The following is a 21,793-nucleotide window of genomic DNA, read 5'->3' as shown; positions in this document are numbered from 1 at the left end:
TTGCCCACGTGTTACTCACCCGTCCGCCGCTGACCAAACCAGAGCAAGCTCCGATTTGGTCCGCTCGACTTGCATGTATTAGGCACGCCGCCAGCGTTCGTCCTGAGCCAGGATCAAACTCTCCAAAAGAAAGTTGATTGGCTTTGTCAGCTTCGGCACCGACACCAAACGTGTCAAGCAACCTCAGCCTTTCTATTGCGCTTCGTTTCGTTCAGTTTTCAAGGAACGAGCTATTCTTTCTTTGTTCGAGGAATTCGCCTCCTCGAAAGCGACTCTTGTAATATATCACCTTTTTTTGTTTTTGTCAACACATTTTTTGCTTTTTTCGCCGCACCGAAACGGCTTTATTAATATAGCACCTCTGTTTTGATGTGTCAACTGTTCATTCAAGATTTTTTCTTTCAAATCAAAACCGCTTTGTTCTTATCTCTTCCACTCTCTTGCTAACATCCCGTACACAACATGGTCAACAAAATGATCGTAAAGCCACTCCACATCTCGAATCGTCCCTTCATTCGTAAATCCCAGCCGTTCAGGAATCGCTCTGCTCCGTTGATTTTCTACCGCACAGCGGATTTCGACACGATTCATCCCCTGCTCAACCAACAAATAGTCAATGCACGCCTTGCATGCTTTCGTCATCAATCCCATTCCTTGAAACGATTCGCCAAGCCAGTAAGCCAATGCTCGTTTTTCGATTCACCCGATCAATATAATGAATTCCAATGACACCGGCCAATTGGCCGCGATGCCAAATCCCTGCCTCAAAACCATTGCCAGCAGCAAATTTCCGCAATCCTTGACCGACCTTTTAGGACATACAAAAAAGACTGCTCCGAAAGGCTATCCAAACTGCCTTTTGGAACAGTCTTGCGTCTCCGTTACTATTCCCGCAAAAAGACGAAGTAACAAATAAAAACGACAAACAGCACATACAACAGCGGATGCACGTCTTTGCCGCGGCCTTTTAAAATCATCGTGATCGGGTAGAAGATGAAGCCAACGGCAATCCCAGTGGCGATGCTGTAGGAAAGCGGCATCGTGATGAGCGTGAAGAATGCCGGTACAGCGACTTCGAACTTCTTCCAGTCAATTTCGCCGATCGACGAGGCCATTAATACCCCGACGATGATGAGCGCTGGCGCGGTGACCGGTGCGGTAATGACGCTTAACAGCGGCGAGAAGAACAACGCCAGCAAGAACAAAATCCCCGTCACGACCGCGGAAAACCCTGAGCGTCCTCCAGCGGCGACGCCGGCTGACGATTCGATGTACGACGTCGTTGTCGATGTGCCGAACACCGCCCCAACCATCACCGCTGTCGCATCGACAAGCAGCGCTTTGCCGGCGCGCGGCAGTTTATTGTTTTTCAACAACCCGGCTTGGTTGGCGACAGCCAAGAGCGTCCCGGTCGCATCGAAAAAGTCGACAATAAAGAACGTTAAGACAACACCGAGCATTTTCCACGAGAAAATGTCCGGCAAATGCTTGATCGCTACACCGAAGGTTGGTGAAATGTCCGGAATAGCGCCGACAATTTGATGCGGCACTTTGATCAAACCGAAAATCATGCCGACAATCGCGGTAATGACCATGCCGTAAAAGACGCCGCCGTTTACTTTTCTTACCATCAAAACAACAGTAATGAACAATCCAAAAATGGCCAACAGTGTATTGCCGTCTTTCAACGAACTTAATCCGACGAGCGTTGCTTTGTTATCGACAATAATTCCAGCGTTTTGCAAGCCGATGAACGTGATGAACAGCCCAATTCCGGCGCTGACTGCATATTTCAGTTCAACCGGGATGGCATCGATAATTTTTTCCCGAATGCCGGTGAGCGATAAAATCGTAAAAATGATGCCGGAAACAAACACTCCTGCCAGCGCTGTTTGCCACGGAATGCCCATATGCAGCACGACGGTGAAGGCGAAAAAGGCATTCAGCCCCATCCCAGGCGCCAAGGCGATTGGATAGCGGGCCAACACTCCCATCAAAATCGATCCGTACGCCGCTGCCAAAGCCGTGGCGACAAACACGGCGCCTTGGTCAATGCGCAGTTCATCAGGAAAATCTTTCACAGCCCCTAACGACAAGGTAAATGGGTTGACGAACAAAATGTACGCCATCGACAAAAACGTCGTCAGCCCGGCGATAATCTCCGTTCGATAGTTCGTGCCGAGCTCATCAAACTGGAAGTACTTTCTCACGTCTGCCCCCTCCTATACATAAAATAAAAAACGCTTCTAGCAGCTACCAGAAGCGTTGACTAGGAAGGAATGACGAACAGAGAGAGGACAAACAAGCACTCTCCGATCCCGCATCCCTCGTAGTCAAGCTATTTACGGTAGCTTGGTAGAAACTCCCGAGCCATATTCCCGGGATTATACGACGGAATTCAACAATATTCATGATTCCACGGCTATTGTATCAGCCTGAAGATGACCTGTCAAGAAAAAAGACGAACATTTCTTTGGAAATGTTCGTCTTTTGTTCGTTTTTATTCCCACTCGATCGTTGCCGGAGGCTTGCTTGTAATATCGTAGACGACGCGGTTGACATGCGGCACCTCATTGACGATGCGCGTTGAAATCCGCTCGAGCACATCCCACGGGATGCGCGCCCAATCGGCGGTCATCCCGTCAATCGAGGTCACCGCGCGGATGGCCACCGTATAATCGTACGTGCGGGCATCCCCCATCACCCCAACGCTGCGAATGTCGGGAAGGACGGTAAAGTATTGCCAAATTTCGCGGTCCAACCCAGCTTTTTTCACTTCTTCGCGCAAAATGGCGTCTGATTCGCGAACGATTTCCAATTTTTCTTCCGTCACTTCTCCAAGAACACGGATGCCAAGCCCTGGCCCCGGGAACGGCTGCCGCCAGACGATTTCGTCTGGGATTCCTAGTTGCGTGCCGAGTGCACGCACTTCGTCTTTAAACAGCGTATTGAGCGGTTCGATCAGTTCGAATTTCATATCTTCCGGCAAACCGCCGACATTATGATGCGATTTGATCGTTTGCGCCGTCGCCGTGCCGCTTTCGATAATGTCGGTATAGAGCGTGCCTTGCACCAAAAATTCAATGCCTTCAAGCTTGGCCGCCTCGTCGTCAAATACGTAAATAAACTCGTTGCCGATGATTTTCCGCTTTTGTTCCGGGTCCGTAACCCCTTTGAGTTTCGCCAAAAAGCGGTCTTTCGCATCAACTTTAATGACATTCATTTGGAACTGCTCACGGAACGTCTTCATGACGCTTTCGGCTTCACCTTTGCGCAAAAGGCCATGGTCGACGAAAATACAAGTAAGTTGATCGCCAATGGCGCGGTGCACCAAAACGGCAGCAACCGACGAATCGACTCCGCCGCTTAAGGCGCACAGCACTTTTTTTCCGCCCACTTGTTCACGGATGCGGCGCACCTGCTCATCAATAAAGTTTTCCATCGTCCAGTCGCCCCGGCAGCCGCATACCTCAAAGACAAATTTCTTCAATAGATCATTGCCGTATACCGAGTGGCGCACTTCTGGATGGAATTGCACTCCATACCATTTTCGCCGTTCGTCACTCATCGCAGCAATCGGGCACGAAGGGCTCGTCGCATCGACAGCGAAACCAGCCGGCGGAGCGGTCACCAAATCGCCGTGGCTCATCCAAACGACTTGCTCGTCCGGCAAACCATGAAAAAGCAAAGAATCGTTTTTCACTTGGATGAGCGCTTTGCCATATTCACGGTGCGTCGCTTTTTCCACCTTACCTCCTAAATGATGCGCCATCAGCTGCATCCCGTAGCAAATCCCTAAAATCGGCAGCCCCAGCTCAAAAATCGCTGGGTCGCATGTAAACGCTTGTTCATCATACACGCTGTTTGGACCGCCCGAGAAAATGATTCCTTTGGCGTTCAGCGCACGAATTTCCTCAGCACGGATCGTGTGCGGATGCAGTTCGCTGTAGACGCCAAACTCTCGGATGCGGCGGGTAATCAGCTGGTTATATTGACTGCCAAAGTCCAAGACGACGATCATTTCTTGGTTCATGTTTTCCACCCCGTCAAAAAAATAACGCTGCCATTGCCCAAAATATGGATGAAGGCAGAATAGCAGCGTCTTCTGCCTTCATAGTCGGGCCGTTTACGGCGGCCCGGTAGAGACGCGCAAGCCATATTCTTGCGCTTATATGAAGGGCTTTCGTCTATCCGTATGCAAATTTGAGTTCATTCTATCAACTTGCCGGCATACGGTCAAGAGATCGTCCTTTTTATTAAATTTTCCCACAATTCCACCGCTTCACGGACATTGGCTTCCTTGATTCCCGTTCCGTATACGGCGCGTTCATATAGTTTCGTCAACCGATTCATTTCATCTGTTTCAAACAGGCGATCCACTTCGGCGGCGTATTGACGCAGCGTTTCATGCGGCCGACGCTTAAGTCCATAATCTTGCAAATGGCGAAGAAGCGCCCCGTACGCAGAAATGAGCCAGGCGGCCCCATCGAGTTTCCGGCGGCGGAACCGAAACAGCGTAAAGCGCGGCCACCATTTCCGCCTTGTCGCATAGGCCGCTCCGCCCAACACGGCCAACACGACCAGCGCGGTCAACCCCATTTTCCACGACCAAACATCCGCCAGCTTCTCCCACCAATGCTCCCCCTGTGCCGTCGAAAGGTTGCTCAAGTAATTGATCGAGCGGCACACGCGGCGTTTCCCGTTCTTCCGGCTGCAGCTGTGGTTCTGGCTCCTCTGGATTCGAAGCGGCAAGCGAGAACGCATATGGATTGACAAACCCTTGCGTCGGTTCAAACGGCACCCAGCCGATGCCTTCAAAATACACTTCGACCCATGAATGGGCGTCGTTGTTGCGCACTTCATAAACCGATTGCCCGTCTTGTTCCCCAACCAACCGTCCGGATGTGTACCCTTTCACCCAGCGCGCTGGAATGCCCAGTGTGCGGACGAGCACCGCCATCGAGGTGGAAAAATTGTCGCAATACCCTTGCTTCGTCTCAAATAAAAACTGGTCGACGTAATCTTGATCAGGCCCGGGAACAGCGACGTCCGTCGTTTCGTACGTGTATCCGTTCAGATGGAAGTATTGCTCGATCGCTTTTACCTTGTCGTACACGGTTTCTTTTCCATCAGTAATTTGCTTCGCCAACTCGCGAACCCGCTGCGGAAGCGTCTCTGGCAATTGCGTATAGCGTTTCAAAAAGGGCGGGTTTTGGACAGGAGGCGCGGCGCGCAATACCTCAATCGGAAAATCTGGCTCCATATACGTCAGCATATACTGACGGATCGGAAGCGCGTTGGCGTTTTGATCGCTCGTATAAATTTTTTCCGTCGCCATATGCATGCGGTAGACGATATGGTCAGACGTTTGCACCTGTTGCAAGCCGAGCGGATAGACGAGATGAAACGCCTGGTCTTGGCGGGTGATTTCCGCCGTCTGCTCGACTGTCTTGACTTTGTCGCTCCACCATTCATACCTAATCAGCTCACCGTTTCCAAACGACTGGACTTGTTCGCTTTGAAACGCTTCCCACCCTTTTCCTGTGTAAATGTCTTTCGTTTCGACGCGCCAATAATGACGGCCTTGGTCTTTGGCAATGAAAACGACGGTATCATCAGCAATAAACGGCCCGCCGAGGCGGGAATCATTTTGCCCATATCCCACTTTTGCCACACCAGGAGAAGGTGAGTCATCGTTCGTTTCTTCCGGCTGGGCGTGATAGCTGCGGATAAACGCCACCGGATCCGGCCATTGCGGCGGCAGCTTCGGACCTGCATACCCAACCGCAAGAGCGACGGCAGGAATGAACAGAGCGGCCGCCCGCCACTTTCCGATGCGAAAAGACGGCGCTTTTGCCTGCAGCTCTTCACCCTGGAACCAAACGAAGGCAAAAAAGCCGAGCGCAACAAGACGAAGGATCGCCCCGTTGCCGCTATATGGCAGAAACGTATCAAGCACAGCGATATACCCAACTGTCAACGCGTATGGGACAAACCACCGATTCCGCCGTACAATAAGCCAATGCAACAGGAACGAAACGGCCCATAACAGCAGAAAAAAGACAAAGGTGCGCAGCGCATCGCCCGGCATAGAAGACCAATCGCCCGACAACCAGACGGTGCTATCCCGCCAAAGCGCATGAGGCAAAGCGGCGATCGAAGCAAAAGAAAATAGGCGAGAAAGCGCCCACCATATATAAACCATTTTTCCGAGCGCGGAAAGCCATATGGGAACACGGAGCAAATGAAGTCCGAAACAAAGGGCGACAAATGATACAAACACACCTATATGCGCTGTATCGGTGACGGCCTCTAACGGCCAAAGCCATTCCGTGAGCAGCCAAGCGGCTAGGGCGTTAGGCAGCACGGTAGATAACATGTTTGCCCCTAACGGTCTCATCCATCTCCTCCTCCTTGCCGGACGGTTTGCAACGCCTGCGGGTCAATGCGCGACACATACACTCCGCTGCGGCGAAGCCTGTCCGCCCAATTCCGCTCATCCTCTCCCCATTCACGGCTGACAACATACAGAACAATATGGCGTTTTGGCGCCATTGCTCGGAGCTGCCCGGCCAACTGGGCGGACAACGCGGACGTCACAATGATGCAACCAGCAGCCGTCCTCCAGCTCGCCTCCTCAGCTAAAACATGCGCGAGCGGCTCTTGGCCGCCGACGTCCACTTCCGCCAACCGGAGAAGAATCGACTGCCACTGTCCGTCATGGCGGCGCGGCGCTAAGAAAGAACGCTCTTTTCCAGCAACGAGCAGCCCGACCGGCACCCCTTCATCCATCAACGCCTTCGATACGGAAGCCGCTAACGTGACAAGCTCCTCAAACCATGGAGAAGCGGCGCCGTCGAGCACAACGATCCAATCGTCATTGCGCTGTTCATCAAACTCTTTGGTCATCAGTTCCTGTCTGCGCGCTGACGCCTTCCAATGCACCCACGACATTTTGTCCCCAGGCACGTATTCACGGGCGCCGGCCGCCACGGCCATATCGCGGCGATAGGCAAGCGTGCGCGCAGCTTTTCCTTGGGCAAACCATTCGCGCACCATCTCAGGCGGCCATTGGATATAACGTGGATAGACGATAACCGTGCACGGGACATAAAACGATGCCGTTTTGTTCACCCAGCCAAAGACATCGCGCGCTTCCAAGCGAACAGCTTCCAATTGATGACGGCCGCGCGGCAAGGAAAGCGGCCATGTACAAGAAAGGTGGCGGCGAAACGGCCAAGCAATCGCAATCATCTCTCCTCCGTGCTTCCGCCCTTCCTCAGCAACAGCAAGCGCCGCCAGCGGAACCGCCCACGGCAACTCGATACGAACCATCACCGGAATCGATTCACCCGCATGGTAGCGCCGCGCCGGCACCGTCCGGCTTACCGCGGCGCGTCGAAGCGGATACATCGCGACCAAGAACGCATACAAACCGAACGGCAAAAAGCTGTAAAACAAAAACCAGCTGACAAATCCACCTTGAAACATGGCGTACGAAAACAAGACAGCCGCCAAAATCAACAGGTGAAGAAAAGCGGGCCATCGTCGGCCATTCCATTTTCCTCTCATGCTCATCGCCGCCCTGGCACCGGCACCGGCGTGCGGGCAATGAGCTGTCCGATGATGGCTTCTGCATCAAACTTGTCCCATTTCGCTTCCGGCCGGACGAGCAGGCGGTGGGCGAGCACATAGGGAGCGAGCTGCTGCACATCATCGGGGATGACAAAATCGCGGCCATGGATGAACGCGTACGCCTGCGCCGCTTTCATCAATGCGGCCGATCCGCGCGGGCTGACGCCTAAATAGACCGCTTCATGCTGACGGCTTTGCTGGATGAGATCGACGATATATCGTTTCACGGTATCGCTCACATGCACGTCGGCTACCTTTCGTTGCAGCGCAAGCAATTCATCAAGCGACATCACCGGGCCGATCTCCGCCAGCGGTGCCGTTTTTTCTAAACGGTTTAACATTTCGATTTCCTCGTCAGGGGACGGATAGCCCATATGCAATTTCAACAAAAACCGGTCAAGCTGGGCCTCAGGAAGCGGATACGTTCCTTCATATTCAATCGGGTTTTGCGTCGCCATCACAAAAAACGGCTGCGGCAGCGCCCGCGTGACACCATCCACCGTCACACTTCCTTCTTCCATCGCCTCAAGCAGCGCCGACTGCGTTTTCGGCGACGTCCGGTTGATCTCGTCCGCGAGCACGATATGGGCGACAATCGGTCCGGGTTTATACTCAAACTGCTGCTCTTTCGGGTTATAGACAGAAACGCCAATCACATCGCTCGGCAACAAATCCGGCGTAAATTGAATCCGTTTCAGCTCGGCGCTGAACGATTTCGCCAGCGCGCGCACAAGCATCGTCTTGCCAACGCCTGGCACATCTTCAAGCAATACGTGTCCTTTGGCCAACAGCGCTGTTAAACTGAGCACAATGACATTGCGTTTTCCGACAATGACTTGTTCAATATTGCGGACAACTTGCTCAAGCGGGGAAAGCAACGGCTCGTTGATCGTCATGACATCAAACTCCTTTTATGGTGATCAATGGGACTTTTAGGGGTAGGAACTATCTAGTTTCTACTATTAATATAATATCGAATATACACAACTTTTGGAATGGATTTGCAACAAAGGGGGAAGGAGAAAAAAGGGAGAAATCAAAAATGAAAACGCCCATCCCACGGAAGCGGGATGAGCGCTTTTCCCTTAAATCATCTTCTCCGGTCTCACCCATTCCTCGTACTGCTCCGCCGTGACATACCCGGTTTTCAACGCCGCTTCCTTGAGCGTCAACCCTTCGCGATGGGCGAGCTTGGCGATTTCCGCCGCCCGGTCGTAGCCGATATGCGGGCTCAACGCCGTCACGAGCATGAGTGAGCGGTCCACGTATTCTTTCATTTTCGCTTCGTTCGCCTCCAGCCCTTGGGCGCACCGTTCATCAAACGAGCGGATCACATCGCCGAGCAGCTGCACGGACTGAATGGCGTTATAGGCGATGACCGGCTTGAACACATTTAATTGGAAGTTGCCTTGGCTCGCCGCAAAGCCGATCGTGGCGTCATTGCCGAACACTTGCACAGCGACCATCGTCATCGCTTCGCTTTGCGTCGGATTCACTTTCCCCGGCATGATCGAGCTTCCGGGTTCATTGGCTGGAATCGTGATCTCCCCGAGCCCGGAGCGCGGCCCGCTCGCCAGCCAGCGGATATCGTTGGCGATTTTCATCAAATCGGCGGCGAGCGCTTTCAACGCTCCGTGGACATACACGATCTCATCATGGCTTGTCAGCGCATGGAATTTATTGGTTGACGAACGGAACGGATAGCCCGTCTGCGTTTTTAGCTGCTCGGCCACTTGCTCGCCAAATCCCGGCGGCGCATTGATTCCGGTGCCAACCGCCGTGCCGCCGATCGCCAAATCAAGCAGCTTCTCACTCGCCTCTATGATCATCGCCTTGCTTTTATCAAGCATCGCCCGCCAGCCGGAAATCTCTTGTCCAAATGTGAGCGGCGTCGCATCTTGCAAGTGGGTGCGCCCGATTTTGATCGTCTTCCCATATTGGCGTTCTTTGGTCGCGAATGTCCCGATCAAGCCATCAAGCGCTGGCAGGAGGTGCGTTTGGATCTTCGTGAAGATCGCGATATGCATCACAGTTGGGAATGTGTCGTTCGAGCTTTGCGACATGTTCACATCATCGTTCGGGTGAATGCGCCCTTCCCCCTCATCCAGCAGCTCGCTCGCCCGTCTCGCCACGACTTCATTGACGTTCATGTTCGTCTGCGTCCCACTTCCCGTCTGCCAGACGACGAGCGGAAAATGGTCATCCCATTGGCCCGCCAAAATTTCCTCGCACGCGGCCACAATCGCCCGCTGCTTCGCTTCGCTCAGTTTCCCGGCTCTATGGTTGACGATGGCCGCCGCTTTTTTCAACTCGGCATAGGCGTAAATGAGTTCAAGCGGCATCGTTTCTTTGCCGATGCGGAAGTTTTGCCGGCTCCGCTCCGTTTGCGCTCCCCAGTATTTATCGGCCGGCACCCGCACCTCGCCGAGCGAGTCGCGTTCGATTCGTTCGTTCATTGCGTTGTCCTCCTTTGCATCGACATCCCCATTACATTTTTATTCCCATTTTCAGCCGGATCAACGCAACGAAGCGGCTAAAAAGACGCCTATATTCAAAAAAGGGGAATGGTTCGACAATGAAGAAACGATGGGCCCCGCTTCTTATTTTGCTTCTTCTATGGCTTTCCGACTGTTCATTCGGTGATATCAAGCTGCCTACATTAACGTTGACTATCAACAGCGAAACGGTCGACCACCGGCTCGGGATTTATACGTGGTCGACAGGCCGCCGCGGAGTGGTTGCTGATGCTGCGGCCCCGCCGCTGCTCGTCAAAGAACTCAAGCTCCATCCTGCCGCCCCGAGTGCAAAGCTTCACGTTCAATTTGACTACTGCCCAGCGGCAAAAAGAAAAAGAACACCGGGATTACTCCCAGTGTTCTTTGTTTCGCTAGGCGGATTACATCATGCCGCCCATATCCGGCATGTTGTTGTTGCCTTTGTTTTCTTCCGGTTTGTCGGCAACGACCGCTTCTGTCGTCAAGACCATTGCGGCGACAGATGCAGCGTTTTGCAGCGCCGAACGAGTGACTTTCGTCGGGTCAACGATACCAGCTTCGATCATGTCGACCCATTCACCTGTTGCCGCATTGAAGCCGATGCCCGGTTTTTCGTTTTTCAGGCGCTCAACGATGATCGAGCCTTCCAGACCAGCGTTTTGCGCGATTTGACGAACCGGTTCTTCGATCGCGCGCAATACGATTTTCACACCGGTTGCTTCATCGCCTTCCGCTTCGATGGCAGCGACTTTGTTGTAGATGTTCATGAGAGCCGTGCCACCGCCGGCGACAATGCCTTCTTCAACAGCCGCACGAGTCGAGTTGAGCGCGTCTTCGATGCGCAGTTTGCGTTCTTTCAATTCTGTTTCTGTTGCCGCACCGACTTTGATGACCGCTACGCCGCCAGCCAATTTCGCCAAGCGTTCTTGCAGTTTTTCGCGATCGAATTCGGACGTCGTTTCTTCAAGCTGCGCACGGATTTGGTTGATGCGCGCTTTGATGCGCTCCGAATCGCCAGCGCCTTCGACGATCGTCGTCGTTTCTTTCGTGACAACAACTTTCGCCGCACGACCAAGCGACGCGATCGTCGTCGATTTTAATTCACGGCCAAGCTCTTCCGAGATCACTTCGCCGCCTGTCAAAATCGCAATGTCTTCGAGCATCGCTTTGCGGCGATCGCCGAAGCCAGGCGCTTTGACAGCAACCGCATTGAACGTGCCGCGCAGTTTGTTGACAACAAGCGTCGCCAATGCTTCGCCTTCAACATCTTCCGCAATGATCAGGAGCGGACGGCCTTGTTGGACGACTTGTTCTAAGACCGGCAACAGTTCTTGAATGCTCGATACTTTTTTGTCCGTGATGAGGATGTACGGATTTTCAAGGACAGCTTCCATTTTTTCCGTATCCGTAATCATGTACGGTGAAACGTAACCGCGGTCGAATTGCATCCCTTCGACAACGTCGAGTTCCGTCGTGAAGCCTTTCGACTCTTCAAGCGTGATAACGCCATCATTGCCAACGCGTTCCATCGCTTCAGCGATCAATTGGCCGACTTCTTCGTCAGCAGCCGAGATCGCAGCAACTTGGGCGATCGACTCTTTTCCTTTAATCGGTTTGGAGATGGCTTTCAATTCTTCAACCGCAACAGCAACCGCTTTTTCGATACCGCGACGGATGCCCATCGGGTTGGCACCAGCTGCTACGTTTTTCAAGCCTTCGCGGATCATCGCTTGAGCCAATACCGTAGCGGTTGTTGTACCGTCCCCAGCGATGTCGTTCGTTTTGCTGGCGACTTCAGCGACCAATTTCGCGCCCATGTTTTCAAACGGATCTTCGAGCTCGATTTCTTTCGCGATCGTTACCCCGTCATTCGTGATGAGCGGCGAACCGAATTTTTTCTCCAATACGACGTTGCGGCCTTTCGGACCTAATGTGACTTTCACTGCGTCTGCAAGTTTGTCCACCCCGCGCAACATCGCACGGCGCGCTTCTTCACTGAACTTGATTTGTTTTGCCATACCCCGTTACCTCCTTATGAAATTGTTGGACTGCGTGCCACAAGTTAAGTATCCGATTAAGTACCCAGTATGTTTTCGGAATGTTTATGTGATGAACGCATATATTAGCGGATGACAGCCAAAATATCGCTTTCGCGCAAAATTAAGTATTCTTTGCCGTCGTATTTCACTTCTGTGCCCGCATATTTCGAGAAGATAATGCGGTCGCCAACTTCGACTTCCGGCGCGATGCGTTGGCCGTTATCGAGCACGCGGCCTGCACCGACAGCAACAACGCGGCCTTCTTGCGGTTTTTCTTTCGCCGTATCCGGCAGAACGATACCGCTAGCCGTTTTTTCTTCTGTTTCCACGACTTCAATGACAATACGATCGCCTAATGGCTTCAACACGGGGAACAACCTCCTTAACGATAGTTTTCACCGTTCTTATTAGCACTCATCACTATTGAGTGCTAACACACTTATAATATTAATGAACTTCTTTCAGTTTTGCAAGTAGGAAATGCAAAAAAATAACTGTTTTTCTCTCCTAAAGAAGAAAGAGCAAAAGGAGCCGGTTGTTTTGCCTCTACTCCCCATCCGCGCGGAGCCCATTTTCATTATTTCACATTCCTCGGACTGATAAACGGCTCCGGTTAATTTTTTTTACGGCGGTCAGGTGGGATGCGAGGATGCAGTTTTCTTACTATTTTCGCCATACATGTGCTACAATACGGATATAATTTGAAATAAAAGGGGTAGAGGGTTTGAAACGCAACCACTGGTACGTCATCATCACGTATATCGTCATGCAGCTGTCCGCCTTTGTCGGCGTGCCGCTTCTTCGCGCCCTCGGCGTCGGCCAAGGAACGGAAAGCCGCCTCGAAGCCGCCAAACTGGCTTCCGGGTATTGGGCGGTCATCAGCTTTCTGCTTGCGTTCGTCGTGATTTTATGGCTGCTCCGCGGTGACCGCAACGAACGAATGATGCGGCGGCTGCCGCTTGCTTCCTCGTGGATGTGGGCGGTCTTGGGCGTCTTTTTGGCGCTCGCGGCCCAAAGCATCGCCGCCAACATCGAATGGCGGCTGCTCGGCATCAAACCAGGGTCGGAAAATACAAGGCAAATCATCGATATCATCCGCCTGACGCCGCTGTTGGTCGTCGTCACCTCCGTCATCGGCCCGATTTTGGAAGAGCTCATCTTCCGCAAAATCATTTTCGGCTCGCTTTATGAAAAATACAACTTTTGGCTTGCTGCGCTTGTCAGTTCGCTTTTGTTTGCCATTGTCCATATGGAGCCGGAACATTTGCTTCTGTACACATCCATGGGGATGGTATTCGCGTTTTTATACGCAAAAACCGGACGCATTTTCGTACCGATTTTCGCCCATGTCGCCATGAATACGTTCGTCGTCGTCATGCAGACGCTATTGGCCGACGAGATTGAGAAAATGATGCGCCAGTCCGAGCTGCCGCTCGCCGTTTGGAGGGTTTGGCTATGATGCGAAACCCTCGGCTGTTTTCGCTTCTGTATTTCGTCTTAGGCTCAATGTTTACGTATTTGGCCATCGAAAGTGCTCATGAAACGGTTTGGAACGTCTCCACCATCGCTTTAGCGGCGCTCGCTGCCTTTGATTTCGGCACCGCCCTTCGCCTTCTTTTCGCCTCAAAACGCTGACCCCCTTCCCGTGATTCGCGCGGGAAGGGACCAGAACATCAATCCCATGACGGCGATCATATCGTGAAAATGGAAACAAAAAAACAAGAGGCCGGCCTCAAAGCCCTGTTTTGCGGCTTTTGAGACAGCCCCTTCGTTTGGCCCGGCCTTGCTCGCTTTCCTCTCAATGTTTTTCGTCCCGCCTCACTCATTGCCTTCCTGCTCGACTGCTCGCTGCGCTTTCCGATAGCCGATGCGCGCCACCCAAATGCTTCCTTCATACAAAATGGTGAGCGGAATCATGACGATCACTTGCGACAGCACATCCGGCGGCGTAATGACCGCCGCTAAAATAAGCAGCGCTAAATACGCATACTTGCGGATGCGAACAAGAAGCTGCGGCGTAATAAGCCCTAAGCGGGTGAAAAACAACACGACGATCGGCAGCTGAAACACGATGCCAAACGGCAGCACGAGCTGAAGCAAAAACTGAAAATATTCATTAATGCCGATCATTTGTTGAACCCCTAGTTGGTCAGCCAGCCGGCTCATAAATCGAACGACAAACGGAAACAAGACGAAATAAGCGAAGCTGACGCCTGCTAAAAAAAGAACGATCGACGCCGGGATATAGCTTAACGTCACTTTCCGCTCTTTTTCATACAGACCGGGGCTGACAAACGCCCAAATTTGATACAACAGCACCGGAGCCGACAGTACAGCCGCGATGACAAAGGCAAACTGAAAATACACTTTAATCGGATCGGTGAGGCGGAAGGCGTTCATGGTCAAATGCTTCGCCTCGGTCGTTCGCTGCAAATACAAAATGACATCATCGACAAAAAAGAAACTAACGACAAGCGCCGCAGCAAAAAAGATGAGCACGATGATGAGCCGTTTTCGCAGTTCACCCAGATGCTCATACACCGACATTTCTTTGTCATTCATTGTTTCTCCATCCTGCCTTGTCATCGGTCGGTTTTCGTTTCTTCGTCATCAGCGAGCCCTTTTGTGGCGTCTTTAAACTCGCGAAGCGACTGGCCGAACGACCGCCCTAATTCCGGCAGCTTTTTCGTGCCAAACAGCAACAAAATCACAGCAACGAGCAACAAATATTTCATGTGTTCTTCTCTCCTTTTTACGATGGCGATGGATAGTTTTTCAAAAAATAGACGAGCGACTGCAGCTCAATGGCTAAATCGATATGATGGACGCGAATATGGTTCGGCACGTTCAACCGCGCCGGAGTAAAGTTTAAAATGCCTTTAATTCCTTGCGCGACAAGGCGGTCGGTCAGCGCTTGAGCCGCGGCGGCCGGCACGGTTAAAATGGCGACCGGGATGTTTTCGTGAAGCCGCTCCTCCAACTCATCGAGATGATAGACCGGCACCCCGCCGACTGTCGTCCCTACTTTCCGCTCATCGACATCAAACGCCATCACGATTTTCGTATTGTTGTTTTTCGAAAAATTATAGTTTAAAAAGGCGGTGCCTAAATTGCCGACGCCAAACAAGGCGACTTCGGTCACCTCATCCTCTTCAAGCGTCCGGCGGAAAAACGACAACAAATAATTGACATTATACCCGTATCCCTTTTTGCCAAGCGCGCCAAAATAGGAGAAATCACGGCGGATCGTCGCCGGATCGACTTTCACCGCCTCGCTCAACTCGGCAGAGGAGACGCGTTGCTTGCCGGAAGCGTGCAAGTTTTTCAAAAACCGATAGTAAAGCGGCAGCCGTTTGGCGGTTGCCTGCGGAATTTTCGGTTGTTCGTTGCTCATGATCTCATCCCCTAGCTAATCGGTTTTCCGTCGGTAATGGCCAGACTTCCCGCCCGTTTTTTCGACCAAATACGTCGGACCGATGACCATTCCTTTATCAAGCGCCTTGCACATATCGTACACTGTCAACGCACAGACCGAAGCGGCCGTCAGCGCTTCCATTTCCACTCCTGTGCTCCCTTTCGTTTTCACCGTTGCCGTGATGACGAGCTTATGCGCTTCTCCATCGTTTTCCCAAGCAAAAGCAATGTCCACACCCTTTAACATAAGCGGGTGACACATTGGAATAAGGTCAGCTGTCTTCTTCGCCGCCATCACCCCCGCCACTTGAGCGACGGCGAGCACATCCCCTTTCTCGATCGCATTGCTCGTCATTTTTTCGTAAATTTCCCGGCTGACAGTCACGCTCGTTTGCGCCACAGCCACTCGCACAGTATCTTCTTTGTGCGTAATATCAACCATTTTCGCGCGCCCTTGTTCATTGAAATGAGTGAACGATGACAATACAATCTCCTCCATTTATACACTATACACGATTTTTCATCATTCGTCTTTGACCGTTTTCGCGACTTGCGTTAAACTATTCGCGAGGTGACGGACATGATCATTTTGCAAGTGCACGGGCTCACGAAATATTTCGGTGCTGACCTTATTTTATCGAATATAAAACTAGAAATACAGTCCCGCGACCGAATCGCCCTTGTCGGCCGCAACGGAGCGGGAAAATCGACATTGTTGAAAATCATCGCCGGTGAACTCTCTTTCGACAGCGGCAAAATCATCAAACCAAACCATATCAAAATCGGCTATTTGGCGCAAAACAGCGGGCTCGACTCGCCGCGTTCCATTTGGGACGAAATGCTTGAGGTATTCACCCCGCTTCTAGGACTCGAAAAACAGCTCGCCGAACTCAGCATGCAACTCGGCGACCCGGACGTACTCGCCGATCCCGCTCGCTATGAAAAAACGCTGAAAACGTATGACGAGCTGCAAGAACAATACAAAGAACAAGGCGGCTACCAATACGAAGCCGACATCCGCTCCGTTTTGCACGGGCTGCAGTTTTCCTCATATGATTATAAAACTACGCCGGTCTCGTCGTTAAGCGGCGGACAGCGGACGCGGCTTGCCCTTGGGAAATTGCTGTTGTCCAAGCCGGATTTATTGATTTTGGACGAGCCGACGAACCATTTGGATCTTGAGACGCTCTCTTGGCTGGAGCAGTACTTGCAAGCCTATCCCGGTGCCGTCCTGGTTGTTTCCCACGACCGCTACTTTTTAGACAAAATCGTCACCGACGTATACGAACTGTCGAATGCCACGCTCAAACACTATGCCGGCAACTACAGCCGCTATTTGGAGTTGCGGGCCGAGCAATACGAACAAGAGTTAAGACGGTACGAGAAACAGCAAGAAGAAATCGCCCGACTCCAAGACTTCATCCAGCGCAACATCGCCCGTGCCTCGACGGCCAAACGGGCGCAAAGCCGGCGAAAGCAACTGGAAAAAATAGAACGGCTCGAACGGCCTGTCGACGATGAAAAATCAGCCTCCTTTTCGTTCTCGATCGATCGACCGAGCGGCTATGAAGTGCTCACCGCTGAAGACATAGCCGTTGGCTATGGCGACGGTGCACCCATCATCCGCCAAATCAGCTTCCGCATCACGCGCGGCGAAAGCGTCGCCCTAGTCGGGCCGAACGGCATCGGCAAGTCGACATTGCTGAAGGCGATCGCCCGAAAACTCCCTATCCAAACAGGAGAGCTCCGCTACGGCGCAAACGTCCAAATCGGCTATTACGATCAAGACCAAGCTGATTTGTCATCGAACAAACGGGTGCTTGACGAGCTGTGGGACGCCTACCCCGAAAAGACAGAAAAAGAAATTCGCACCGTGCTCGGCAACTTCCTGTTTTCCGGCGATGACGTTTTAAAACCGGTCTCCGCTTTAAGCGGCGGGGAGAAAGCACGCCTGGCGCTCGCCAAGCTGATGTTGCAAAAAGCAAATGTCCTTCTTTTGGACGAACCGACAAACCATCTAGACCTCGACAGCAAAGAAGTGCTCGAGCAAGCGCTCATCGACTACCCGGGAACGATTTTGTTCGTTTCCCACGACCGCTATTTCATCAACCGAATCGCAACAAAGGTGTTTGAACTTTCCAGCGGAGGCCTAACGGAATACTTAGGCGACTATGATTACTACATCGCCAAAAAAGAAGAAATGCGCGAATTGGCGCTCCTGAACGTCCGCCCGACAGAAACGGCAAGTGATTCTGCCAAAACGACATACGAGCAAGAAAAAGAGGAAAAAAAACGACGGCGCCAGCGCCAACGCCGCTTGGATGAAATCGAAGCCGAGATTGCAGCGCTTGAAGCACAAATCGCTGAGATCGAGCAAAAACTTTGTGATCCATCCGTTTACGGCGACTATGAGACGATGCAACGATTGACGCAAGAAAACGACGAGCGGAAGCAGCGAGTCGAAACGTTATTGGCCGAATGGGAACAGCTTTATACTTCACTATAACCGACAACCCGCCTCTAGTTTCGGCGGGTTGTTCTTTAGTTAGTCACATTATCCACAAAAGAATCCACAATTTCCACCATGGAATATAAGTTATTCACCAACTTTTCCACATTATCCACAAAAAACATCTTCCTTTTGCACAAAAATCGCTGTGTATTGTTTTTCTTATGTTGATCATGTTTTACCGCTTTTTCCACATTGTCCACAGATTTGTGGATAAAAATATACACAAACTTTTTTCACATGAAAACAAAAAGGACGATCCGTTTGCCTGCCGCAAACGGATCGCCCTTCGGTGTCTTTCGCGTTTCAGCCAACTGCCTAGACAAGCGGCAAGCTTGGATTGGCGTTGAGCGCCAAATCAGCCCGCTTTCCTTGTTGATATAACACTGTTCCCGCAACGGCAATCATCGCAGCATTATCGGTGCATAGCGATAACGGCGGGATGACAAGCTCCACATCGGGGAGCTCTTTCATTTTATCCTGCAGTGCAGCCCGCAGCCCGCGGTTGGCCGCCACCCCCCCGGCGAGCAGCACTTGCCGTACGCGGTATTCTTTGGCGGCCTGCACCGTTTTCGTCACCAGCACATCGACGACGCTGGCCTGAAAGCTCGCGGCCATCTGTCTCGGATCGATCTCCTCGCCGCGCTGCTTCGCGTTGTGGAGCGCATTGAGAACCGCCGATTTTAAGCCGCTGAAGCTGAAATCATACGAACCTTCCTCAAGCCACGCTCGCGGCAAATCAATCACTGGCTCTCCCTCATGAGCCAGCCGGTCGATGTGCGGTCCTCCTGGGTACGGAAGGCCTAAAGCCCGCGCCACCTTGTCATACGCCTCACCGGCAGCGTCATCGCGCGTTTCACCGATCACCGCAAAATTCCCATGCTCCTTCATGAACACGAGTTCCGTATGACCACCGGAAACGACGAGCGCCAACAGCGGAAACTTCATTTCAGCCACTAATTGATTGGCGTAAATATGACCGGCGATATGATGCACCCCAATAAGCGGCAATCCATGGGCAAACGCTAACGCTTTCGCCGCGTTGACCCCGACAAGAAGCGCTCCGACAAGCCCCGGTCCGGCCGTCACCGCCACCGCATCAAGGCCCGCAAACGATACGCCGGCCTGCTGCATCGCTTCTTCAATAACGAGCGTAATTTGCTCCACATGATGGCGGGAAGCAATTTCCGGCACGACGCCGCCAAACCGCCGATGGCTTTCCATTTGCGACGCCACTACATTCGATAAAACCTCTCTTCCGTTTTTCACAACTGCTGCCGCCGTTTCATCGCAGCTCGTTTCAATGCCTAACACATATACGTCCTCATTCATCTCAGCTTCACCCACATGACTAACGCGTCTTCAAAGTTATCCGGATAATACCGTTTGCGAATGCCTCCGTTGCGAAACCCTAGCTTTCGGTACAGCGACTGGGCAACATGATTGGACACGCGCACCTCAAGCGTCATCGTCGCCGCCCCGTGCTGCCTGGCCATGTCCATCAAGCGTCGCATGAGCGCTTCACCAAGCTTTTGCCCACGAAACTGCGGTAACACGGCTACATTCGTCACATGCGCCTCATCGATGACAAGCCACATCCCACCATACCCGATGATCCGCCCGTTGTACACCATGACGATATATTTGGCGTAGCGGTTGTACATGAGCTCGTTGTAAAACGATTCACGGCTCCAAGGCGAAGTAAACGATGCCCGCTCGACTTGCACGACTTCATCAATGTCATGAATGGTCATTGGCCGAAATTGAACATTGATCCCCATCGTTCTGTTCCCCTTTTTGTTTCGCGAGCCATTTCGCCTCCGCCTCGGCAAGGCGGAGGTAGTTCGGCACAAACACATGGGCGTTCTCGCGCTCTTTTTGTTTGCCGAGCATCACCAACTCGCTCGGACGCGGCAACGCCAAAGACGGCGGGGCCACGTGAACCCGTTCGCCTAAATGACTTCGAAACAAATCACGATATAGCGGTGCATCCGCACCAATGAACAATACATCCTCTTCCCGCTCGCTCAACCGACGCGCCCACTCATCCGCCGCCACAATCCGGTCCTCCTCAAGACAGCGGAGCGCACCGCCTTCGTAGCGATAAAGCCCGGTGTAAATTTGTCCGCGCCGTGCGTCAAACAGCGGAACGATCACCCCAGGAAAATAACGGCCATTGGCGGCGAGCACTTCAAGGCTCGACACTCCGGCGATCGGAATACCGAGCGACCAGGCAAGCGTTTTCGCAATCGTCACGCCGATCCGCACCCCGGTATACGACCCCGGCCCTTTCGCTACAACGATTAAATCGAGATCTTTTGGAGCAACGTCACATCGTCGAAGCAACAACTCAATGGCTGGCATCGCCCGGGATGAATGGTCTTTTTTCACATTGGTGATGAATTCCCCTTTCACGACATCACCATCTACCAACGCAATGCCAAGCGGCATATTCGATGTATCAATTCCCAATACTTTCATGACGGAAAAATCTCCTTGCACAACTGTTCATAACGCTCTCCCGACGGCTCAAAGCGAAGCAACCGCTCATCGCCGCCACGATGAAACAAGAAAACGGTCAGCCGTTCCTCAGGCAACTGGCCGGCGATCAAATGCGCCCATTCAACAACCGTAACACCATCGCCAGCAAAATATTCGTCAAATCCAAGATCTTCCCATTCATCTTCAAGTCGGTATACATCCATATGATAAAGCGGAAGCCGACCATCATATTGCTTAATAATCGTAAACGTTGGGCTATTGACCGTTTGCGTAATGCCCAGCCCTTCAGCAAGACCTTTCGTAAACGTCGTCTTTCCCGCCCCGAGATCACCTTCTAATGCGATGACCATTCCCCGCTCAAGATGTTCCGCCAGCCGGCGGGCCACCGACTTCGTTTCTTCCGGAGAATGCACCAAAATTTCAATTTTTTTCATTTTGTTCTACCTTATCCCCTTTTATCATCTTCACTCTTGCTTTTGAAATTGTATCATATCCGAACATCTTGCCGCCACTTCCAAAACGAAAAATAGGCATAGGAGAAAGGGAAAAACAAAAAGGACGATCCCGCGCAGCCTTTTGGCTCGCTGACAGATCGCCCTGTTGCGCAATCGCCCCTAAAAAGAAAAAGGGAATGAGGCGTGTCGAAACTCCCTGGTGAATGAAGCTGCCTAGCAGCGACCTACTCTTGCAGGGGCGCTGGCCCCAACTACCATCGGCGCTGGAGGGCTTAACTTCCGTGTTCGGGATGGGAACGGGTGTTTCCCCTCCGCCATAGCCACTAGGCAAGCGGTTGGATTTTGACATCATTTATTATACTTGAAAAACAAACAATGTCAAGAAGGAAATTCATTCCTTCAAAACTAGATAACCGTCGGAAGAAGCCGCTCGCCTGCGCTTTTCGCATTGTCCAGCTCCGGCTCGCCGATAAGCGGGCGGCCTCCACTTTTCTTGCTGTCCAGTTCCAGCGCCTAGCTCTCTTCTGCCAAATAACCTTCCCCCTCGGGGTGCAAGCACCCCTGCGGGTGAAGAACATTTGGCTTCGAGAGCTAAACGCGGCGCTTTCACTTTTCTAGGTTAAGCCCTCGATCGATTAGTATCCGTCAGCTCCACGTGTCGCCACGCTTCCACCTCGGACCTATCGACCTCGTCATCTTCGAGGGATCTTACCCGCTTTGCGCGGTGGGAAATCTCATCTTGAG

The 21,793-nt window shown here is 52.2% G+C and carries 20 protein-coding genes, 3 rRNA genes, 1 pseudogene and 2 riboswitches; of the genes and pseudogenes, 3 read left to right on the top strand and 21 right to left on the bottom strand.

What is annotated here, in order from left to right; all coding sequences use genetic code 11:
- From ACVBDQ_RS15365 to groES, 11 genes and pseudogenes are all read right to left on the bottom strand, one after another.
- Positions 1-129, bottom strand: a 16S ribosomal RNA gene (locus tag ACVBDQ_RS15365); the annotation flags it as partial.
- Between the two features lie 294 nt (positions 130-423).
- Positions 424-808, bottom strand: a pseudogene (locus ACVBDQ_RS15360) (GNAT family N-acetyltransferase); the annotation flags it as partial.
- A 76-nt stretch (positions 809-884) separates the two neighbouring features.
- Positions 885-2,210, bottom strand: coding sequence for an NCS2 family permease (locus tag ACVBDQ_RS15355; protein WP_011229764.1), 1,326 nt, complete (start codon positions 2,208-2,210; stop codon positions 885-887).
- 100 nt (positions 2,211-2,310) lie between these two features.
- Positions 2,311-2,412, bottom strand: a riboswitch (purine riboswitch).
- An 88-nt stretch (positions 2,413-2,500) separates the two neighbouring features.
- Positions 2,501-4,033, bottom strand: coding sequence for a glutamine-hydrolyzing GMP synthase (gene guaA / locus ACVBDQ_RS15350; protein ID WP_011229763.1), 1,533 nt, complete (start codon positions 4,031-4,033; stop codon positions 2,501-2,503).
- Positions 4,034-4,094: 61 nt separating this feature from the next.
- Positions 4,095-4,196: riboswitch (purine riboswitch) on the bottom strand.
- A 40-nt stretch (positions 4,197-4,236) separates the two neighbouring features.
- A complete protein-coding gene (locus ACVBDQ_RS15345) occupies positions 4,237-4,440 on the bottom strand; it encodes a DUF4129 domain-containing protein (RefSeq protein ID WP_446663302.1) in 204 nt (67 codons plus the stop codon).
- Positions 4,421-6,400, bottom strand: coding sequence for a transglutaminase family protein (locus tag ACVBDQ_RS15340; RefSeq protein WP_446663301.1), 1,980 nt, complete (start codon positions 6,398-6,400; stop codon positions 4,421-4,423). Before ACVBDQ_RS15340 ends, ACVBDQ_RS15345 begins: the two co-directional genes overlap by 20 nt.
- The gene (locus tag ACVBDQ_RS15335) at positions 6,397-7,578 is read right to left on the bottom strand and encodes a DUF58 domain-containing protein (RefSeq protein WP_041467764.1); all 1,182 of its coding nucleotides are present in this window, start codon (positions 7,576-7,578) and stop codon (positions 6,397-6,399) included. Before ACVBDQ_RS15335 ends, ACVBDQ_RS15340 begins: the two co-directional genes overlap by 4 nt.
- The gene (locus ACVBDQ_RS15330; protein WP_011229760.1) at positions 7,575-8,531 is read right to left on the bottom strand and encodes an AAA family ATPase; all 957 of its coding nucleotides are present in this window, start codon (positions 8,529-8,531) and stop codon (positions 7,575-7,577) included. The genes ACVBDQ_RS15335 and ACVBDQ_RS15330 overlap by 4 nt, the downstream gene beginning before the upstream one ends.
- 189 nt (positions 8,532-8,720) lie before the next feature.
- Entirely contained in the window at positions 8,721-10,091 is a 1,371-nt protein-coding gene (fumC, locus tag ACVBDQ_RS15325; protein WP_021322578.1) for a class II fumarate hydratase, read from the bottom strand.
- Between the two features lie 440 nt (positions 10,092-10,531).
- The gene (gene groL / locus ACVBDQ_RS15320) at positions 10,532-12,148 is read right to left on the bottom strand and encodes a chaperonin GroEL (RefSeq protein WP_011229758.1); all 1,617 of its coding nucleotides are present in this window, start codon (positions 12,146-12,148) and stop codon (positions 10,532-10,534) included.
- A 104-nt stretch (positions 12,149-12,252) separates the two neighbouring features.
- Positions 12,253-12,537 carry a co-chaperone GroES gene (gene groES, locus ACVBDQ_RS15315; protein ID WP_013144057.1) on the bottom strand — a complete coding sequence of 95 codons (285 nt, stop codon included), beginning with the start codon at positions 12,535-12,537 and terminating at the stop codon, positions 12,253-12,255.
- 356 nt (positions 12,538-12,893) lie between these two features.
- On the opposite strand from groES, the gene ACVBDQ_RS15310 reads away from it, so the two are divergent.
- Together ACVBDQ_RS15310 and ACVBDQ_RS15305 are read left to right on the top strand one after the other, a co-directional pair.
- Positions 12,894-13,628: a CPBP family intramembrane glutamic endopeptidase gene (locus ACVBDQ_RS15310; protein ID WP_011229755.1), complete on the top strand. Its 735-nt coding sequence runs from the start codon at positions 12,894-12,896 to the stop codon at positions 13,626-13,628.
- The gene (locus tag ACVBDQ_RS15305) at positions 13,625-13,804 is read left to right on the top strand and encodes a YdiK family protein (protein WP_013522803.1); all 180 of its coding nucleotides are present in this window, start codon (positions 13,625-13,627) and stop codon (positions 13,802-13,804) included. Before ACVBDQ_RS15310 ends, ACVBDQ_RS15305 begins: the two co-directional genes overlap by 4 nt.
- Positions 13,805-13,987: 183 nt before the next feature.
- Here the strand turns inward: ACVBDQ_RS15305 and tatC are convergent, their stop codons facing one another.
- The 4 genes from tatC to moaC are packed head-to-tail and all read right to left on the bottom strand — an operon-like array spanning position 13,988 to position 16,067.
- A complete protein-coding gene (tatC, locus tag ACVBDQ_RS15300) occupies positions 13,988-14,731 on the bottom strand; it encodes a twin-arginine translocase subunit TatC (RefSeq protein ID WP_446663300.1) in 744 nt (247 codons plus the stop codon).
- 20 nt (positions 14,732-14,751) lie between these two features.
- Entirely contained in the window at positions 14,752-14,904 is a 153-nt protein-coding gene (gene tatA, locus ACVBDQ_RS15295; RefSeq protein ID WP_013144052.1) for a twin-arginine translocase TatA/TatE family subunit, read from the bottom strand.
- Positions 14,905-14,921: 17 nt separating this feature from the next.
- Positions 14,922-15,563, bottom strand: coding sequence for a redox-sensing transcriptional repressor Rex (locus ACVBDQ_RS15290; RefSeq protein WP_013144051.1), 642 nt, complete (start codon positions 15,561-15,563; stop codon positions 14,922-14,924).
- 15 nt (positions 15,564-15,578) lie between these two features.
- Positions 15,579-16,067, bottom strand: a complete 489-nt coding sequence (gene moaC, locus ACVBDQ_RS15285) for a cyclic pyranopterin monophosphate synthase MoaC (protein ID WP_011229750.1) — start codon at positions 16,065-16,067, stop codon at positions 15,579-15,581.
- A gap of 96 nt (positions 16,068-16,163) precedes the next feature.
- On the opposite strand from moaC, the gene ACVBDQ_RS15280 reads away from it, so the two are divergent.
- Positions 16,164-18,089: an ABC-F family ATP-binding cassette domain-containing protein gene (locus tag ACVBDQ_RS15280; RefSeq protein ID WP_446663299.1), complete on the top strand. Its 1,926-nt coding sequence runs from the start codon at positions 16,164-16,166 to the stop codon at positions 18,087-18,089.
- A 321-nt stretch (positions 18,090-18,410) separates the two neighbouring features.
- On the opposite strand, the gene tsaD is transcribed toward ACVBDQ_RS15280, so the two are convergent.
- From tsaD to ACVBDQ_RS15250, 6 genes are all read right to left on the bottom strand, one after another.
- Positions 18,411-19,424 carry a tRNA (adenosine(37)-N6)-threonylcarbamoyltransferase complex transferase subunit TsaD gene (gene tsaD / locus ACVBDQ_RS15275; protein ID WP_013144049.1) on the bottom strand — a complete coding sequence of 338 codons (1,014 nt, stop codon included), beginning with the start codon at positions 19,422-19,424 and terminating at the stop codon, positions 18,411-18,413.
- Positions 19,421-19,873, bottom strand: coding sequence for a ribosomal protein S18-alanine N-acetyltransferase (gene rimI / locus ACVBDQ_RS15270; protein WP_011229747.1), 453 nt, complete (start codon positions 19,871-19,873; stop codon positions 19,421-19,423). The genes tsaD and rimI overlap by 4 nt, the downstream gene beginning before the upstream one ends.
- A complete protein-coding gene (gene tsaB, locus ACVBDQ_RS15265; protein WP_011229746.1) occupies positions 19,833-20,573 on the bottom strand; it encodes a tRNA (adenosine(37)-N6)-threonylcarbamoyltransferase complex dimerization subunit type 1 TsaB in 741 nt (246 codons plus the stop codon). Before tsaB ends, rimI begins: the two co-directional genes overlap by 41 nt.
- The gene (gene tsaE / locus ACVBDQ_RS15260; RefSeq protein ID WP_011229745.1) at positions 20,570-21,028 is read right to left on the bottom strand and encodes a tRNA (adenosine(37)-N6)-threonylcarbamoyltransferase complex ATPase subunit type 1 TsaE; all 459 of its coding nucleotides are present in this window, start codon (positions 21,026-21,028) and stop codon (positions 20,570-20,572) included. The genes tsaB and tsaE overlap by 4 nt, the downstream gene beginning before the upstream one ends.
- 232 nt (positions 21,029-21,260) lie before the next feature.
- Positions 21,261-21,377, bottom strand: a 5S ribosomal RNA gene (rrf, locus tag ACVBDQ_RS15255).
- A 287-nt stretch (positions 21,378-21,664) separates the two neighbouring features.
- A 23S ribosomal RNA gene (locus ACVBDQ_RS15250) occupies positions 21,665-21,793 on the bottom strand; the annotation flags it as partial.

Source organism: Geobacillus sp. CCR (assembly GCF_052906625.1).
Note: the sequence above shows the minus strand (reverse complement) of the source record. Positions and strands in the feature narration are given on the sequence as shown.

Coding starts and splice junctions, on each gene's coding strand:
- ACVBDQ_RS15280 (WP_446663299.1), top strand. CDS start 16,164: ATGATCATTTTGCAAGTGCACGGGCTCACGAAATATTTCGGTGCTGAC.
- tatA (WP_013144052.1), bottom strand. CDS start 14,904: ATGAAATATTTGTTGCTCGTTGCTGTGATTTTGTTGCTGTTTGGCACG.
- fumC (WP_021322578.1), bottom strand. CDS start 10,091: ATGAACGAACGAATCGAACGCGACTCGCTCGGCGAGGTGCGGGTGCCG.
- ACVBDQ_RS15335 (WP_041467764.1), bottom strand. CDS start 7,578: ATGAGCATGAGAGGAAAATGGAATGGCCGACGATGGCCCGCTTTTCTT.
- ACVBDQ_RS15305 (WP_013522803.1), top strand. CDS start 13,625: ATGATGCGAAACCCTCGGCTGTTTTCGCTTCTGTATTTCGTCTTAGGC.
- ACVBDQ_RS15330 (WP_011229760.1), bottom strand. CDS start 8,531: ATGACGATCAACGAGCCGTTGCTTTCCCCGCTTGAGCAAGTTGTCCGC.
- rimI (WP_011229747.1), bottom strand. CDS start 19,873: ATGGGGATCAATGTTCAATTTCGGCCAATGACCATTCATGACATTGAT.
- ACVBDQ_RS15290 (WP_013144051.1), bottom strand. CDS start 15,563: ATGAGCAACGAACAACCGAAAATTCCGCAGGCAACCGCCAAACGGCTG.
- tsaB (WP_011229746.1), bottom strand. CDS start 20,573: ATGAAAGTATTGGGAATTGATACATCGAATATGCCGCTTGGCATTGCG.
- guaA (WP_011229763.1), bottom strand. CDS start 4,033: ATGAACCAAGAAATGATCGTCGTCTTGGACTTTGGCAGTCAATATAAC.
- tsaE (WP_011229745.1), bottom strand. CDS start 21,028: ATGAAAAAAATTGAAATTTTGGTGCATTCTCCGGAAGAAACGAAGTCG.
- ACVBDQ_RS15340 (WP_446663301.1), bottom strand. CDS start 6,400: ATGAGACCGTTAGGGGCAAACATGTTATCTACCGTGCTGCCTAACGCC.
- groL (WP_011229758.1), bottom strand. CDS start 12,148: ATGGCAAAACAAATCAAGTTCAGTGAAGAAGCGCGCCGTGCGATGTTG.
- tsaD (WP_013144049.1), bottom strand. CDS start 19,424: ATGAATGAGGACGTATATGTGTTAGGCATTGAAACGAGCTGCGATGAA.
- tatC (WP_446663300.1), bottom strand. CDS start 14,731: ATGAATGACAAAGAAATGTCGGTGTATGAGCATCTGGGTGAACTGCGA.